The organism is Streptomyces sp. NPDC033131, from assembly GCF_055578365.1.
Map to the genome: position 1 here is coordinate 63,722 of NZ_JBVIPA010000035.1, position 18,008 is coordinate 81,729.

Below are 18,008 nucleotides of genomic sequence, written 5' to 3' on the forward strand. Positions count from 1 at the left end.
GTAGGCGCAACCTATCGATCGGTAGATTAGCCGAACAAGGGAGTTCGCATGACCGAGCGTGAGTCCGCGGCCACGTCCGGCCACCGGAAGGCCGACACAGTTCCCACGCTCGTCAGCGAGGAGGGCGGCGAGCCGGTGGATGGTCCGGCGCCCGTCGCCTCCCCCTCCTCGCCTGCCTTCAACGAGGCAGCGATGATTGCGGAGCAGCCCACAAGTCAGACAACCCCGGGCGAGGACCGTCCCCGGGTGAGCGCTGCCTACATCTGGCTGGTCGTACTGGCGACGTTCGGCTCCATAGTGGCGCTCGTCGGACCGATCGGATACTCGCTCTCCGTTCTGCTCGCGCGCATTGCGCCCGAGAACCAGGAGTTCCTCGGCTACGTCACCGGAGTGGGGGCGCTCGTCGTCGTGCTCGCCGGTCCGCTCGTCGGCATTCTCAGCGACCGCACGCGCAGCCGGCTCGGACGTCGACGTCCCTGGCTCATCGGCCTCACCATGGTCGGCTTTTCCGGACTGCTGATCGTCTCCGTCTCCCCGAACGTCTGGATCGCGCTCCTCGGCTGGGGAGTCACGCAATTCGGCTTCGGGATCGCCGGCCTGCAGGTGACGAGCTCGATGGGCGATCGTCTTCCGGAGTCCCAGCGCGGCAAGGTGGCCGGCCTGACCGGGGTGGCGACGATGGTGGCCTCTATCGCGGGTGTCGGCCTGGCCAGCGCGTTCGCGTCCTCGAACCTCCTGATCTTCCTTTTTCCGGGTCTGGTCGGAGCGACCCTCATCCTCCTGTTCGCTGTCTTCGTCAAAGAGCCCGACCTCCGGAACGCGGCTGCGCCCGAGAAGGTGACGATGGGTTCGCTGCTCTCCGGATACGGCTACAACGTGAAGAAGTACAAGGACTTCTCCTGGAACTGGCTCGGACGGTTCCTGTTCAATTTCGGCGTCACGCTCTCCAGCACCTTCACGACGTTCTTCTTCGCCGCCAAGCTCGGCCGTCCCGTCAGTCAGATCGGAGGAATTGTCGCGATTGCCGGCCTGCTCGGCATCGTGTGCACCGTGGGAGGCGCGGCGCTCAGCGGATTCCTCTCCGACCGGCTCAAGCGGCGCAAGCCCTTCATCCTTCTCGCCGGAGTCCTCTTCGCGGTGGGCGCGGTCATCGCCTGGCTCGCTCCGGATCTGCCGGTGCTGCTGATCGGGCTGAGCGTCCTGCAGATCGGCCTCGGCATCTTCTCCGCCGTCGACCAGGCCCTCTACCTGGACGTGCTCCCCGAGCAGGACACCCAGGCGGGGCGCTTCGTCGCCATCACCCAGTTCTCGACGTCCATCCCACAGGTCGCCGCACCCCTGCTCGCGCCCGCTTTCCTCCTCCTCGGAGCCGGCTCCGCAAAGGACAACTACGGCCTCCTGTACCTGATCTCCGCAGGCTTCGCCCTCATCGGGGGATTGGTGATCCTTCTGCGCGTCAAGAGCGTCCGATGAGTAGTGGCCACCGCGGCAAACCGAGGAGCAGCATGACAAGAACGTCCTTCAACCGCGGCTGGCGCGTCCGACCCAAGGTGAGCCCGTTCGCTCAGCTCCAGGCCGGCGCCGGGAACGCGACATCCGTAACCCTGCCGCACGACGCCGTCGCAGCCCTTCCCCGCAGCGCCGACGCGCCTTCCGGAGGACGGACCGGCTACTTTCCCGGTGGCACGTTCGAGTACCTCAAGGACTTCGAGGTTCCCGAGCAGTGGCGTGGCAAGCGGGTCACGCTGGAGTTCCAGGGCGTCTACCGCGACGCCATGGTCTATGTGAACGGCACCTTCGCGGCTCAGCGACCCTCCGGCTACTCACCGTTCGACGTGCCCCTCGACCCGTTCCTGCGCTACGGCGAATCGAACACCATCCGTGTCGATGCCCGAACCCACGACGACTCCCGGTGGTACAGCGGCGCGGGCATCTACCGGAATGTGACCCTGCGCGTCACCGACCTCGCCCACCTCGGCGAAGTCCGGATCGCGACGCCTGACATCGACGCCGATCGGGCGGTCGTGGAGGTGGCGACAAGGGTGGTGAACGAGAGCGTCGAAACCCGCACGCTTCGAGTTCGCACCGAAATCCGCTGTCCTGACGGCGAGGTGGTCACGCGCGACTCCGCACCCATCACCCTGCGCGCGGGCGGGTCCGGGGTGGTCCGCCAGCGGCTGTACGTACCGAATCCGGCCCTGTGGAGCGTGGACAGCCCGACCCTCCACACGGCCCGCACCGAGCTTGAGAACTCGTATGAGCTCCTCGAGGAGGAGACCACGCCTTTCGGGATCCGTCGCCTTCAGCTCGATCCGATCACCGGCCTGCGCATCAACGGCGAATCCGTCAAGCTCCGCGGCGCATGCATTCATCACGACAACGGGCCTCTCGGCGCGGCCACCATCGCGCGCGCCGAGGAGCGTCGGGTCGAGCTTCTGAAGCAGGCCGGTTTCAACGCCCTGCGCAGTTCCCACAACCCGCTGAGCCCCGCAATGCTCGACGCCTGCGATCGCCTCGGCATGCTCGTGATGGACGAGACCTTCGACATGTGGGCGGAAGGAAAATCGTCGTTCGACTACTCACTGTCGTTCCCGGAATGGTGGGAGCGGGATGTCGAATCCCTGGTACGAAAGGATTTCAACCATCCCAGCGTGATCTTCTACTCGATCGGCAACGAGATCTTCGAAACCGGCGACGCGCTCGGTTCCGAATGGGGACGCGCACTCGCCGAGAAGATCCGCACCCTCGATCCGACACGCTTCGTGACGAACGGCATCAACCCGTTCGTCTCGGTGCTCAGCGAGGTGAAAGAGATGCGCGCCCGCTCCGCCGAAGTGCAGCCCGACGGGGAGGGCGGCGTGAACGCCATGATGAACGCAGGCGATTTCATGGCGAGAGTCAGCGCCTCGCCGATGGTCAGCGAAAAGACGGAAGCCTCCTTCTCGGTTCTCGACGTGGCCGGCCTGAACTACGGGGACGGACGCTACGAGTCCGATCGCGAGCAGTTCCCCCACCGGATCATCGTCGGCACCGAAACCTTCCCGCCGCGGATCGCGCACAACTGGCGCCTGGTGCTGGACAACGCCCACGTGCTGGGTGACTTCACCTGGACCGGCTGGGACTACCTCGGCGAAGCCGGCGTCGGCCGGCTCCAGTACGCGGATGTGAGCCCGGTCTTCGAGGCGCCCTACCCGTGGATCTCCGCGCGGGTGGGCGACCTGGACATCACCGGCCTGCGCAGGCCCATCTCCTACTACCGGGAGATCGTGTTCGGCCTCCGAACCCAGCCCTACCTCGCCGTTCAACGCCCCGAGGTATACGGGCGTGAGGCCTTCGGCATGTGGGCGTGGAGCGATTCCATCGCCAACTGGAGCTGGGACGTGCCGATCGGCACCCCGATCGCCGTGGAGGTGTACACCGTCGCTGACGAAGTCGAGTTGCTGCTCAACGGCCGCTCTCTGGGGCGGGCGACGCCAGGAGAGCCCAAGCCCTTCCTGGCCGGGTTCGATCTCACCTACGAGCCCGGTGAACTGGTGGCCGTCGGTTACCGCGACGGCGTCGAACAAGGACGCACGTCGCTCCGCTCGGCCACCGGCCCGACTCGGCTCGTCGCCGTCGCCGACCGGACAGAACTGCACGCGGACGACTCCGACCTCAGCTTCGTCACCATCGAACTCCGCGACGAGCAGGGCAACCCGGCGGGCGCACACGATCAGCTGGTGCACGTGACGGTCGAGGGCGCGGCCGTCCTGCAGGCCCTCGGCAGTGCCCGCCCGGACTCGGAGGAACGTTTCGACGCAGCGCAGTGCACCACGTTCGACGGCCGGGCTCTGGCGATCGTCCGGCCGAGAGGTGCCGGGGAGATCACGGTGACCGTCACCGCGGAAGGCCTCGAACCGGTCGTCCTCGAGCTGGAGTCGCTGGAACCCGACGACGAGCCCGTCACCACCGCGCTCCTGGCCCTGCGATGAAGACCACCCGCCGCACCCCTTCCACCACCATCCTCAGCGGGGCGAACCCCGCTGGACCAGAAGGAGACCGATGACCGACGTGGCCGCGGAAAGCGTCACCGATCCGGCCGCCGTCCGGGCGGGCGACCTCCCGTACCGGAACCCGGCCCTGCCCCTGGAACAGCGCGTCGACGACCTGCTCTCCCGACTCACACTCGAGGAGAAGGCAGGCCAGCTCACCCAGTTCTTCTACCTGGACATGAATGAACTGCCCGAGGACTTCGACCTGGAGACGCTCCCGCCCGAGCAACGGGCGTATGTCGGACAGCCCAAGATGGTCGAAGCCGCGATCGCCGCCGGCACCACGGGCTCCGTGCTGTTCGTCAAAGACCCCGCGAAGACGAACCGCCTGCAGCGCCTCGCCGTCGAGACCACCCGCCTCGGCATCCCTCTGCTGTTCGGCTTCGACGTGATCCACGGCCTGCGGACCATCTTCCCGGTGCCGATCGCACTCGCCGCGACCTGGTCGCCTGCCACGATCGAAACCGCACAAGCCGTGGCCGCCCGCGAAGCCCGTGCCGTCGGTATCGCCTGGACGTTCGCGCCGACGGTCGATATCGCCCGCGACCCACGGTGGGGGCGGATCATCGAAGGAGCGGGTGAGGACCCCGTGCTCGGTGCCGCCGTCGCGGCGGCCCAGGTCCAAGGCTTCCAGGGCAACCTGGACGCCGAGCACGTGCTCGCCGGCCCCAAGCACTTCGCCGGGTACGGAGCCGCTCGCGGCGGCCGCGACTACGACGACGCGGACGTGTCGGATTCCGAGCTGTGGAACGTGTACCTGCCGCCCTTCCAAGCGGCGATCGAAGCCGGGGCCGGCACTGTGATGAGCGCCTACATGGACCTCAACGGCGTGCCGGCGTCCGCGAATCGCCGCCTGCTCTCCGACGTGCTCCGCGACGAGCTCGGCTTCGAGGGATTCGTGGTCTCGGACGCCAACGCCGTCCGATCCCTGGAGACCCAGCACTTCGCAAAAGACCTCACGGATGCGGCGGTGCGAGCTGTCTCGGCCGGGCTCGACATGGAGATGTGCATGTTCGACCCCGCCTTCTCGCGACTCTCGCAGGCAGTCACCGACGGTGTGATCGGTGAAGAGGTGATCGACGACGCAGCGCGGCGGGTCCTGACGGCCAAGTTCCGGCTCGGTCTCTTCGAGAACCCCTACGTGTTCGAGGATGCCGCGGCCTCCGTCCTGGGTGCCCTCGAACACCGTGAGCTCGCCCGCACCACCGCAGAGCGCTCGATCGTCCTGTTGAAGAACGAGCCCGCCGTGCTTCCGCTTCGCGCCGGCGCTCTGAGAACGGTCGCCGTGATCGGGGAACTGGCCGACAGCAAGCGAGACACCCTCGGCCCGTGGGTGTTCGACCACGACACCGACGAGACCGTAACCGTTCTGGAAGGCCTGCGGAACCGTCTCGGTGACCGCGTCCACGTGACGCACGCGCCGGGAGCGGGCAGCCCGAGCCGGCGCTTCCCCTCCATGTTCGATCGGATGGACCCCACAGTGGTGGAGACCTCCCTGGACAACGACGACGACGAGATCACCCGTGCGGTGGAGCTGGCGGCCTCCGCCGACGTGGCGATCGTGGTCGTAGGGCAACGACAGAACCAGATCGGCGAGAACGCCTCGACCGCCACCCTGGACCTGCCGGGGCGGCAGCTGGAGCAGCTCCAGCGGATCAGCCGGACCGGCACTCCCGTCGTGCTGGTCGTCATGTCGGGCCGCCCCCTTGATCTGCGCTGGGCGGACGCCCACGTGCCCGCCATCGTGCAAGCCTGGTACCCGGGGACACGCGGCGGTGAAGCGGTGGCATCCGTCCTGCTGGGCGAGGCCTCGCCCGCCGGGCGCCTCCCTTTCAGCTGGCCGCGCCACGTCGGACAGGTGCCCATCATCTACTCGCACAACCGGACTTTCCAGCCCGAGAACCAGGGTGCGCGCTACTTCGAAGAGGAAAGCGTGCCGCTCTACCCCTTCGGTCACGGACTCTCCTACGCCGATTTCGAGTACGCGAACCTGAGACTGGACCGGCCCGAGATCCAGGTCGGAGAAACCGTCACCGTGTCCGTCGACGTTCGCAACCGCTCCGGCGTCGACGCCGACGAGGTCGTGCAGCTCTACACGCATCAGCGTTACGGCACGGCCTCTCGCCCCATCCGGGAGCTCAAGGGGTTCCAGCGGGTCCCCCTCGCGGCCGGCGAGATCCGCACGGTCACCTTCGATCTCGGCCCGGACATGCTGCGCTACTGGGCCGCGGCCACAGGCGGGTTCGTCCAGGACGCCACGACCATCGACATCTACGTCGGCGGAAGCTCCACCGCCGAGCTGACGACCACGCTTGAGGTGGCAAAACGATGAACGAGAACACGATGAGTGTCTTTCCCGCCAGGTTCCTCTGGGGCGCTTCGACCGCACCTCACCAGATTGAGGGCAACAACATCAACAGCGACTGGTGGGCCCGTGAGAGCCTGATGCCCGGGATGGAACCGAGCGGCGATGCGCTGGACAGCTACCACCGCTATCGGGAGGACATGGAACTGCTGGCTGACGCGGGCTGCACCGCGTACCGGTTCGGCATCGAATGGGCCCGCATCGAGCCGCTGCCGGGGCAGATCTCGCGCGCCGAGCTGGCCCACTACCGGCGCATGATCGACACAGCACTCGAACTCGGACTCGAGCCGGTGATCACCCTGCAACACTTCACGTCGCCACGCTGGTTCGCGGAGGAAGGCGGCTGGCTGGGAGAAAAAGCAGTAGCCCGGTTCGCATCGTTCGTGACCAGTGCCACCCATATCCTCGATGGCGTGCAGTGGGTAGCCACCATGAACGAACCCAACATGCAGGCGATGATGGTGATGCTGCAGGAAGCCATGCGCTCCGGGCAGCTCGCCGAATGGCAGAGTCCCACCGTCGACGGCGAGGCGCAGCGGGAACGGATCGCCGCGAATCTACCGGTGCCCGAACCGAGGTTCGGACACCGCATGGTCGAACTCCACCATGCCGTCCGCGACATCGTGCGCGAACGGACAGGAGCCAAGGTGGGATGGACGATCGCCAACGGCGCGCTCACCGCGACACCGGGCAACGAAGAGAAACTCGCTGAAGTGCGATACGCGTACGAAGACCTCTACCTCGAAGGATCACGCGGCGACGACTGGATCGGGGTCCAGTCCTATTCCAGCCAGCAGGTGGACGCGAACGGACTCGTCCCCCACCCCGAGCGCCCCGACAACACGCAGACCGGGGCGGCGTACCGGCCGAACGCTCTCGGCATGGCCGTCCGCCACGCGTGGGAGGTGACCGGCCTACCCATCCTCGTCACCGAGAACGGGATCGCAACAAGCGACGACGACCGCAGAATCGCCTACACGACCGACGCGCTGCGTGGACTGTCCGCGGCGATGGCGGACGGTGCAGACGTCCGTGGCTACCTGCACTGGAGCCTCCTCGACAACTACGAGTGGGGCCACTGGGAACCGACGTTCGGGCTGGCCGCCGTCGACAGGGAGACCTTCGAGCGCAAAGCGAAGCCGAGCCTGGCATGGCTCGGTAGCGTCGCCCGCACGAACGGCGCGGCTGTCACCGAATCCCTTTCCTGACCCGATCGCCTCCGAAGACCATGTCGTGCCTGCCTACCGCAGCTTCGCGCGAGTGGACGTTCTCTGCCGTGCGGCCTACCTCGGGACGCGTCCTTGCCGCATCCGGTAGTTCGCGCCTACTTGGTGAAGCCAAGGCCGCCACGGCGCAACGAGCGCATGCCCTGGTCCACGAGTTGCTCGCGCAGGGCCACTCGCGCCGGGCGATCGCCCGGCACCTGGGCTGGGGTCTCAACACCGTGCTGCGTTACGCGCGCGCCACGCACCGGCGGCGTCGACGTCGCCGGGACAGTCCCGGACGCCGGCGGCACCAGGCCCGCTGGTACCGCGCCCACCCCGACCCCCCGGGATCCTCATCGACGTCCGCGAGGGCAGCAGGTGCTCGTCCGCCGCCCACCTCGCCGCTTACGCCGGACTCGCTCCGGCGACCCGCAGTTCGGGCTCGTCGATCCGCTGCGAACAGCCCTCCCGCCGAGGAAACAAGCAGCAAAAAACGGGCCTTCTTCCTATCCGCGTTCGCGGCCATGGCCGACCGGGTCTCCCGGACCTACTACGACAAGAAGATCGCGCAGGGCAAACACCACACCCAAGCCCGCCTCTACCTCGCGAGACGACGAGCCGAGGTGCTTTTCGCGATGCTCCGCGACGGCACCTTCCAGGACCTCCAACCCTCCCCCACGGGCTAACGGGGACATCGTTCTCGACGGCTTGGAGTACGACACCCAGGACGCCGCAGCGCGTCCCGGTGCCCGTGGCCTGCCCGCCGGGCCGGCCCACGTGGGAGCGTCGCGCCGGGCGGGTGGGAGGTCCGTTCAAGCGGCCGATCGTCGCCTATGAGCGCCTGCTCTCTGACCACTCGAAGTCTGATTCATCCCGGATAGGATGCATTATGTGATCAGGACAGGATGGCTCCGGGGCCGCAACCGTCCGTACGGTGGTCGGCAGCAAGCCGCACTGCTGTCACCGTTGATGGTCACCGTCCTCATCGCCGGCCTGGCCTTCTCCACTCCGCGGGAGATCGCTTTCAGCCGCCTCCTGCCCGCAGCTCCGGCTCTCGCCGCCGCGATGTGGCCCGTGCTCCCGACGGTGCTGCTCGGGGCGTTCTGCCTGCTGATCATGATCGGTCTCAGCTTCGTCTATGCAGATCTGGGGACGCCGTACACGGCTGCCGCGATCATCGCGGTCACCTTGGCGGCAGCGTATGCGAGCCATCTCCGACTCCAGCGGGAGGAGACGCTCTTCCAGGTCCGGCTCGTCGCCGACGCGGCCCAGAAGGTGCTGCTGCGACCGCTGCCGGTCCGCATGCAGGACGTCGAGATCGAGGCGCTGTATCTGGCGGCCCAGGAGCAGGCCCGGATCGGAGGCGACTTCTATGAGGCGGCCGACACCCCGTACGGTGTCCGGCTACTCATCGGCGACGTGCGCGGCAAAGGCCTGTCGGCGGTGGGGGCGGCCGCTGCGGTGATCAACAGTTTCAGGGAGAACGCGTACGATCAGCCGGATCTGAGGAGCATTATCCATCGGCTGGAGATGAGTATCGCCCGCTACAGCGCGGGGAGCGTGGCCCGTGACCGGCTGGAGCACTTTGCCACCGCTCTGATCGCCGAGATCCCGTACGGCAGCGGGCAGGTCAGGGTTCTCAACTGCGGGCATCCGCCACTGCTTCTCGTGCGGCGCGGGAAGGTCCACGTCGTCGAGCCCACCACCGCCTCGACACCCCTCAATCTCGCGACGCTCCTCGGAGACGACTACTACGTCGAAACCGTCCCGTTCGGCCCGGGTGATCACATGCTGCTCTACACCGATGGGGTGACAGAGACCCGTGACCGCGCCGGCGAGTTCTTCCCTTTGGCCGACTGGCTGGGGCGGCATACCACGGCGCCGCCCCGGGAGCTGCTGGGCCGGCTACACCGGGATCTGCTCCACTACAGCAGCGGTCGGCTCGACGACGACATCGCAGCCCTCGCCGTGCGCTGCCGGCACGCCCCAGGTGAGGACCACTGCGCGTAGGTGCCCGGGAACCGTGCCGGGACTTACAGGTACTCCTGTGCGGCGCCGTCGGCGCCGTGGCCGGAGGCGGGTCGGGCTCCTGATCGGGCGATACGGCGGCGGGCGGACCCTGAGGCCCGCGTCTCGAACCACCGTGTGCCGGAGGCCGCGGCTCGGGCCGAGAAGCACCTGGCTACGGCAAGACTCTCATGATCGGCCGCATCGTCCCGATCCCCGCAGACGGTGCTGCACCCAGCGGCGCGTGCCCTCTCGGCGTGCCCACGCCGACCGTCACCGTCTGGCAGGGCGTCGGTAGCCTGCTCGGGTCGCAGAGCCTCGTCCTGGCCGGATACACCCTCGGCTCTTCTCTTCCCTACATCGAGAACCACCTGCTGCCGCTGATCACCGTCGTCACCGCGCTCTCCTGCTGCCGCTGCCGGCCGAGGGACGTCGCACGCGGCGCGATCGCGGTCGCCCTCGCAGTGAGCGGGCTCGTGGCGTGGGACAGGACAAGAAGACGGACGGCAGATCGCCCCTGGGGCACCTGGTGCCGTCCGGCCTCAAAGGGCGGCATCACCGAACTGCTCGAGGAGTACGTCGACCTGTGTGGAGGACGCTGGTGCGGATACGCCGTCGTGAAGAGTCTGTTCCGCCCAGATGACCTTGCCTCGGGGCGTGTGCCGCGTGCCCCAACGCTGTGCGAACTGGGCCACGAGGAACAGCCCCCGCCCGCCTTCGTCCGTGGTCGCCGCCCGCCGCAGATGCGGGGAGGTGCCGCTGGCATCCGAAATCTCGCAGATCAGGCAGCGTCCGTACAGCAGCCGCGCTTTGACGGGTGGCGATCCGTAGCGGATCGCGTTCGTGACCAACTCGCTGATGATCAGCTCCGTGGTGAACGCGAGGTCTTCCAGGTCCCACTCCGCCAGCTTCTCCCTGCACTGTGCCCGCACCGAGGGCACCACCGCGGGGTCCGACGGCACGTCCCACTCGGCCACGCGCGAGGGCGGCGGCCACAGTCGGGTACGTGCCACGAGCAGCGCGATGTCGTCGGAGGAGTGTGCGGGCCTCAACGCGTCGATCACCGCCTGGCACGCTTCCTCCGGTGTGCGCCCGGCGGCCCCGTCCAGCGCCCGGCGCAGCGAATCCAGCCCTACGTCCAGGTCGCGGGTGCGGTCCTCCACGAGGCCGTCGGTGTACAGCACCAGTTGTGAATCTTCTGGCAGGAACATCTCGGCGGTCTCGAAGGGGTAGCCTCCAAGCCCGAGCGGGGCGGAGGCCTGCACGTCGGCGAAGTCAACGGACCCGTCCGGCCCCACTACCACCGGGTCGGGGTGTCCGGCGCGGGCCATGGTGCACGTCCCCGCCACCGGGTCGTAGATCGCGTACAGACAGGTTGCGCCTGTTACGCCCTCTCCCTCATGGTGGTCCGGGGCGCCGTCGGTGCTCTCCTCCTTGTCCATGCGCACGACCAGGTCGTTCAGGTGTCCGAGCACTTCGTCCACGGGGAGGTCCAGAGCGGAGAAGTTGTGCACCGCGGTGCGCAGTCGTCCCATCGTCGCCGCCGCGTGCAGCCCATGACCGACGACATCGCCCATCACCAGCGCCACCCGTGCGCCGGGGAGCGGAATGATGTCGAACCAGTCCCCGCCCACCCCCGATTCCGCCGGGAGATACCGCCAGGCCACCTCGAGTGCGTCTTGGTCCGGCTGCCCCCGTGGCAGCAGGCTGCGCTGCAGCGTGACCGCCATCGTGTGCTCGCGGGTGAATCTCCGAGCGTTGTCGATGGCCACCGCCGCGCGCGCGGCCATCTCCTCCGCGAAGGACAAATCCTCCGGCTCGAACGCTGGGGAATCCCCCGTCCGGTAGAAATTCGCCACGCCCAGAGGCACACCCCGCGCCTGCAAGGGCACGGTGACCAGGGAATGCATCCCGCGGTCCAAGGCCTCACGCGCACGACCCGGGTCCTGCTCCTGCCAGCCGCGCGCCTTTCCCAGGTCCGCCTCCAGAACGCCCCGTCCCTGTTGCAGCGTCCACATCTGCGGAGTGTCCGGCAGAAAAGCGATCACTTCGCCGAGTGGGTACAAGGGCATCCCCTGCAGTTGGCCTCCGATCGCCGCCCGCCGTAGGTAGCGCCATCCCTCGGCCGTCGGCTCCCACCCTCGCAGCACCGCGTCCAGCAGATCCACCGCGACGATGTCGGCGAACTGCGGCACGGCCACTTCGGCCAGTTCCTGCGCCGTCCGCGTCACATCCAGCGTCGTTCCGATGCCCACCCCTGCCTCGTACAGCAGTTGCAGCCGATCCCGCGCCACCTCCGCCCGCCCCGAGACCGCGGCCAGCTCGGTGGTGTCCCGCAACGTCACCACGCTGCCGTCGCGGACCGCGTGCGGGAACGTTGGCCGCTTGTTCACCGAAAGCAAGCGGTTGCCCACGAGATGGACCTCATCGGTCACCACCTTCCACGACGTGAGCAGGCTTGTGATCGGCTCCGGCAGTCCCAATTCCCGGACCGGGCATCCCTGCGCCTGTGCCGACAGTCCCAGCAACTGCTGCGCCTCGTCGTTGGCCAGCAGCAGTCGCCCCTCGGCGTCGGTGATCAGCACCCCTTCCCGCACCGCGTGCAGGACGGCCTCGTGGTGCTCGTACATCCGCGCCAGCTCCGCCGGGGCCAGACCGTGCGTCTGGCGCCGCAACCGCCGGGCCACCAGGGTCGTCCCGACCATGCTGAGCACGAGCGCTGCCGCGCCGGCGCCGACGATGATCGGCACCTGTGGCATCCACAGTCCCGACACGTTCTTGACCGTGATCCCTGCCGAGATCAGGCCGACCACCGTGCCGCGCGAGTCGGTCACCGGTACCACCGCCTGCACAGCCGTTCCCTCCCCCGCGGGCAACGGCGGGCCGCCGGCCTGCTCGACGACGGTGCGGCCTTCCAGCGCCGGTGCGATGGTGCCGACGAACCTCTTCCCGATCTCCTCCGGGTAGGGATACGTGTGACGAATGCCCTCGGTGCTGATGGCGACGACGAAATCCACACCCGCTCGCCTCCGCGCCTCCTCGGCCCGCGGTTGCAGCACCGCGCTGGGGTCCCGGCTGCGGAACGCCTCGACAACACCGGGCGCACTCGCGAACGACTGGGCCGCGACGACCGACTCCCTTCGCCCCTCCCTCAGAGCGTCACGTGCCGCCTGGAGCACCAAGGCGGTCACCGCGGTCACGACCAGCAGCACCACGATCACGACCTGCAGAAGGAACACCTGCCCGGCCGCACTGTGCATGTTCAGCAAGGAGACGCGACGGTCAGGCGAACGTTCCGCGCGCGGATGACGCCACGGTGCCAGATATCGTCCGAGAGATACCCGCATACACCTTTCATAGCACCACCGTGCGAGCCCGGCCCGATGCCGTTGCATGACGGAAGTGCCACTGCCGGATTCCCCCGCCGTCACCGAGCGCCGGCCACGGCGGGGCCAAAGCCACGATGCCGCCGTCGCTCGCTCCAGAAGAGGCGAGGCCGCCCACATCCGGGGGCGAAGAAGCAGTGGATCGCTGGGCCGCCGCCGGCGCCTCAGATACGCTTATGTGGTAAATGCCCCGTATGGATCACCCGAGAGGCCGTTACCCGACGACGCTGACGCGTCGGCAGCGCTCGCTCGAATCGCCCGGAATGCTACGGCCCGAACAGGCCCCTGTGCCCCCGGGGTTAGGTCGCTGTGGTGGACACACACGAGTCGACAAGTGATGTGCCGGATCTGCCCCTGCCTACGGTTGGGTATGCGGGGCAACTGCGCGACCTGCTCTGGAGGACCGATACGCAAGGGCGCATCGTGGAATGGTCGCGCGCCGCACAGAACCTGCTCGGCTACCTGCCGGGCCAGTTGCTGGGCCGGAACGGATTCCGGATTTTGGTCCCTGGGCCGGACCGGGAGCGTGCCGACCAGCTGACGCGGAGAGTCCAGGCGGGCCAGGCCGTGCTCGAAACGCTGCCGGTGCGGCACCGCGACGGGCACCTCGTACCGATGGAGATGTGGATTTGTCCCGCCGAGGACCCGCAGGGCGGAACGGGCATCTTGACCATCGCCGCGGAGACGTCCGGCGTCCGGGCCATGCGGGATTCGCTGACGGTGCTGGAATCCCTTTTCACCCAGTCGCCGATCGGACTGGCCACGCTCGGCCCCGACCTGCGTTTTCTGCGGGTCAACGACGCGCTGGCGCGGATGAACGGAGTCCCCGCGGCCGAGCACATCGGCAAGCGGCTGGCCGAAGTGGCACCGGGGGTCAACGCCGCGATGCTGGAAGAGGTGATGAGGCAGGTCCTGGAGCGCGGTGAGGCGGTGGTCGACGTCCGCCGCACCGGTCGCACCCCTGCCGATCCGGATCACGACCGGACCTGGTCGTGCTCGTACGCACCACTGGTCGGCAGCACCGGCCGGCGGCTGGGACTGATCGCTTCCCTGATCGACATCACCGAGGGGCAGCGGGCGCAGGTCGAGGCCGACCGGGCGCGGCAGCGCTTCTCCCTGCTGGCGGATGCCGGCTCCCGTATAGGGACCACACTGGACCTGCGGCAGACCGCGGAAGAAGTGGTGCACGTACTGGTGCCCCGGCTGGCCGACTCGGCCGACGTGCAGCTGCTGGAAGAAGTACTGGAACCGGACGAGGCCGCCGGGTCCACCCACGGCGTGGTACGTCGGCTGGCGGCCGCGTTTCCCGAACCGTCGGCCCCCACCGCGCTGCTCCAGGTGGGCGAGACGTTCCAGGTTCCGATCGGCTCGGTGTACGAGCGGGTGATCATCGACGGGCGTCCGATGAACCTCTACCAGGCCGACATCCCGGCGCTGATCACCGATCCGAGCGCCGAGCCTCTGCGCGCGTACCTCAGTACCCGTCTGGGCTCGGCACGACTGGTCCCGCTGGTCGCCAGGGGCAAGGTGCTCGGCGCCGTGGTGGTGACGCGTGTCCGCAGTCGCGAGAGGTTCGACGACCAGGACTGCGTCCTCGTCGACGAGCTGGTCGCCCGAGCGGCACTCAACATCGACAACGCCCTCATGTACACAAGCCAGCGCGCCGCGGCCCTCACCCTGCAGCGCAGCCTGACGAACAGCACGCTCCCGCAAGTGACCGGCCTTGAACTCACCGGGCGCTACCTCCCCGCCAGCGACCACGAGGTCGGCGGCGACTGGTTCGACGTCATCACCCTGCCGCACGGCAGGACCGGCCTGGTCATCGGTGACGTCATGGGGCACGGAATCCACGCCGCGGCCGTCATGGGACAACTGCGCACAGCGGTACGGACGCTGGCACGCCACGAGATTCCACCGGCTGAGATGCTCATGTCCCTGGATGCCGCCGTGGCCGACCTCGGCGAGAACGAAATGGCCACCTGCATCTACGCGGTCCACGACCCGGATGCCGGCGGCTGCCTGATCGCCAGGGCCGGACATCCACCGCCGGCGATGGTCGACGCCCGGGGAACGCTCGCGTTCCTCGACGGTTCCACAGGTACGCCGCTGGGGGCGGGCGGAAGGACCTTCCAGACCGAGTGGGTCCCTCTGCCCGTCGGCGGACTGCTGGTGCTGTACACCGACGGCCTCATCGAGGCCCGCGACAGAGACCTGGACCAGGGCATGCGGGAGCTCGCCGAGGCGCTGCGGGATCTCGACCATCCGCTGGAGGAGATCTGCGGGCACATCCTGCGCCGTGTGCTGCCCTCCACCGTCCGGGATGACGTGGCGGTGCTTCTCGCCAGAACGGTCCTGGGAACACGGTGAACAGCCGCCCCGAACGGCCCCACTCGCGCCGCGCCGGCCGGAGGCGGAAGGTGAATAGCGATGGAGATACCGGTGACGACGTTCAGCGAAGGGCAGGAGGACCCTTTGGCGGTGCAGCGCGCTGCCTCAGTGGTGTTGGACGACGGGGGCAGGATCGTCGGCTGGAGCGAGCGGGCTCAGGCGTTGCTGGGCTACCCGTCCGAGGAAGCCCTCGGACGGTCGACCATCGGTTTCCTCGTCGACCCGAGCGACTACCACGTGGTCATGGAAGCAGTGGCGGCATGCCTCCGCGACCAGGGGTGGTTCGGGCTCGTGCCCGTACGGCACCGCGACGGCCGACGCATGGAGTTCGGGTGCTGGTCCCGGCCGATCATCAAGGGCGACTTCTCCCGGGAATGGTTTCTCCTCGGCGCACCCGCCGAGGAGGTTGTCCGGTGGAACACCGACCGGTCGGTCCTGGAGGGGTTGTTCCGCCGCTCCCCGATCGGTCTGTCGGTCCACGCCCCGGACCTGAGCATCCTGCGAGTGAACCGGGCGATATCACGATTCAGTCAGATACCGCCCGAGCAGCATCGCGGCCTCCGCACCAGCGACTTCCTGATCCAGCAGGACACCGACACGGTGGAGAGGCAACTGCGGGAGGTACTGGAGACGGGCCAGTCCTCGATTTTCACCGAGCAGCCCTGCCGCCTGAGGAGGGATCCCAGCCGTGAACTGATCGTGTCAATCTCGGCGTTCCGTCTGCAGGACCCCTCTGGGCGGATCCTCGGGGTGACACAGACGGTCGAGGATGTGACGGATCGCTATCGGGCCCGTCGTCGGCTCGCCCTCCTCAATGAGGCCGGTGCCCGCATCGGGACCACGCTCGATGTGGCCAGGACCGCACGTGAACTGGCCGATGTGGCTGCCCCTGACCTCGCCGACTGCGTCTCCGTGGACCTCCTGGAGCCGGTGATCCACGGCGAGGAACCCGGGCAGCAGACGCTGGGGACCCTGCGCAGGACGGCAGTCCGCAGCCCCCTGCCGTCCGACACGGACGTGATGTATCCCGTGGGCCACACCATCGACGTCCCGCCGGACAGCGTCCAGGCGCGGTGCCTGGCCGAGCGGCGACCCATCCTGGAAGCGCAGCTGCAAAGGTCCTCCGCGTGGCTCGCCCTGGACCCGGAGCGGGCCGAGCGCGCCCTCAGCTTGGGCACCCATTCGCTCATGGTGGTTCCGCTGGTCGCGCGGGGCCTCGTGCTCGGCCTGCTCAGTCTGTGGCGCTGGCGGCAGCTCGATCCGTTCGAAGAAGACGACCTCAGGGTCGCCGAGGAGTTCGCCTCCCGGGCCGCCGTCTGCATCGACAACGCACGCCGCTACACCCAGCAGTACCAAGCGGCGCTCACCCTGCAGCACAGCCTGCTGCCGCACGAGGTTCCGAGGCACCTGGCGGTCGAGATCGCCCACCGCTATCTGCCGGCCGACGCCGCGTCAGGCGTCGGGGGTGACTGGTTCGACGTCATCCCGCTCTCGGGGCTCCGCGTGGCCCTCGTCGTCGGCGACGTGGTCGGCCACGGCATCCACGCGGCGGCAACCATGGGCCGGCTGCGCACCGCCGTACACACCCTGGCCAACCTCGACCTCACCCCGGACGAGGTCCTCGCTCACCTCGACGATCTCGTGGACCGCCTGGCCGAGGAGCAGGAGCCGACCAGCGAGCAATCCCCCCAAATAGTGGGCGCCACCTGCCTGTACGCCGTCTACGACCCGGTCTCACGGCGCTGCGCGCTGGCCCGCGCCGGCCACCCGCCGCCCGCCGTGGTGAGTCCGGCCGGACAGGTCCACCTGCCTGACATACCGGCAGGACCGCCGCTGGGTCTGGGCGGACTGCCGTTCGAGGCCGCCGAGCTGACGCTGCCCGAAGGCAGCCTGCTGACCCTCTACACCGACGGCCTCATCCATGCCCGCAAGCGGGACGTCGAAGAGAGCCTGGCAGATCTGTGCGGGGCCTTGACCGCACCCGCCCGCTCCTTGGAGGAGACGTGCGAGGCGGTGGAGGGCGCACTGCTGCGGGACCGCGCCACCGACGAGGTCGCCGACGACGTGGCGCTGCTCATCGCCCGTACCCGCGTCCTGGCGGCGGCGAACGTCGTGACGTGGGAATTGCCCGTGCAGGCCACGGCTGCTGCAGGCGCCCGGGCGCTGACGGAATCCCAACTGGCCGAGTGGGAACTGGAGGAGATGGACTTCACCACCGAGTTGATCGTCAGCGAGTTGGTCACCAACGCCTACCGGTACGGCGGCGGGCCGATCACCCTGCGTTTCATCCGTGATCACCACCACCTCATCTGCGAGGTGTCCGACACCAGCAGTACCTCCCCGCACCTCCGCAGAGCCCGCAGCACCGATGAGGGCGGCCGCGGCCTCTTCCTGGTGGCCCAGCTCACCGAGCGGTGGGGCACCCGGTACACGCGCGAGGGCAAGACCATCTGGACCGAACAACTGTTGTCCTCCGCGTCGGCGCGGTGAGAGGGGCAACGCCAGCCCACCGTAGGCTTTCCCTCCGCTCTGCTCCTCCGCACCCGCGATGTCCTCCGGCGCGACTGGAAGGGAACGCCGACGGTGACCAGGGCGGCCGACCCCGGCGTGAGGTGCGCCACAATGC

At 68.4% G+C, this 18,008-nt stretch carries 8 protein-coding genes and 1 pseudogene; 8 read left to right on the forward strand and 1 reads right to left on the reverse strand.

What is annotated here, in order from left to right; translation table 11 throughout:
* The first annotated feature begins 48 nt into the window (after positions 1–48).
* From ACZ5XS_RS34100 to ACZ5XS_RS34125, 6 genes and pseudogenes are all read left to right on the forward strand, one after another.
* Entirely contained in the window at positions 49–1,473 is a 1,425-nt protein-coding gene (locus tag ACZ5XS_RS34100; protein WP_468657918.1) for an MFS transporter, read from the forward strand.
* A 32-nt stretch (positions 1,474–1,505) separates the two neighbouring features.
* The gene (locus ACZ5XS_RS34105; RefSeq protein ID WP_468657920.1) at positions 1,506–3,971 is read left to right on the forward strand and encodes a glycoside hydrolase family 2 TIM barrel-domain containing protein; all 2,466 of its coding nucleotides are present in this window, start codon (positions 1,506–1,508) and stop codon (positions 3,969–3,971) included.
* Positions 3,972–4,041: 70 nt separating this feature from the next.
* On the forward strand, positions 4,042–6,363 hold the full coding sequence (locus tag ACZ5XS_RS34110) for a glycoside hydrolase family 3 N-terminal domain-containing protein (RefSeq protein WP_468657922.1): 2,322 nt from the start codon (positions 4,042–4,044) through the stop codon (positions 6,361–6,363).
* The gene (locus ACZ5XS_RS34115) at positions 6,360–7,604 is read left to right on the forward strand and encodes a family 1 glycosylhydrolase (RefSeq protein WP_468657924.1); all 1,245 of its coding nucleotides are present in this window, start codon (positions 6,360–6,362) and stop codon (positions 7,602–7,604) included. Before ACZ5XS_RS34110 ends, ACZ5XS_RS34115 begins: the two co-directional genes overlap by 4 nt.
* 379 nt (positions 7,605–7,983) lie before the next feature.
* A pseudogene (locus ACZ5XS_RS34120) lies at positions 7,984–8,287 on the forward strand (transposase); the annotation flags it as partial.
* Between the two features lie 196 nt (positions 8,288–8,483).
* Entirely contained in the window at positions 8,484–9,611 is a 1,128-nt protein-coding gene (locus ACZ5XS_RS34125) for a PP2C family protein-serine/threonine phosphatase (protein ID WP_468657926.1), read from the forward strand.
* 539 nt (positions 9,612–10,150) lie between these two features.
* On the opposite strand, the gene ACZ5XS_RS34130 is transcribed toward ACZ5XS_RS34125, so the two are convergent.
* Complete coding sequence (locus ACZ5XS_RS34130; RefSeq protein WP_468657965.1) at positions 10,151–12,868, reverse strand: SpoIIE family protein phosphatase; 2,718 nt, start codon at positions 12,866–12,868, stop codon at positions 10,151–10,153.
* Between the two features lie 465 nt (positions 12,869–13,333).
* On the opposite strand from ACZ5XS_RS34130, the gene ACZ5XS_RS34135 reads away from it, so the two are divergent.
* Complete coding sequence (locus ACZ5XS_RS34135; protein ID WP_468657966.1) at positions 13,334–15,361, forward strand: SpoIIE family protein phosphatase; 2,028 nt, start codon at positions 13,334–13,336, stop codon at positions 15,359–15,361.
* Between the two features lie 60 nt (positions 15,362–15,421).
* Positions 15,422–17,872, forward strand: coding sequence for a SpoIIE family protein phosphatase (locus tag ACZ5XS_RS34140; protein ID WP_468657928.1), 2,451 nt, complete (start codon positions 15,422–15,424; stop codon positions 17,870–17,872).
* Positions 17,873–18,008: the final 136 nt, after the last annotated feature.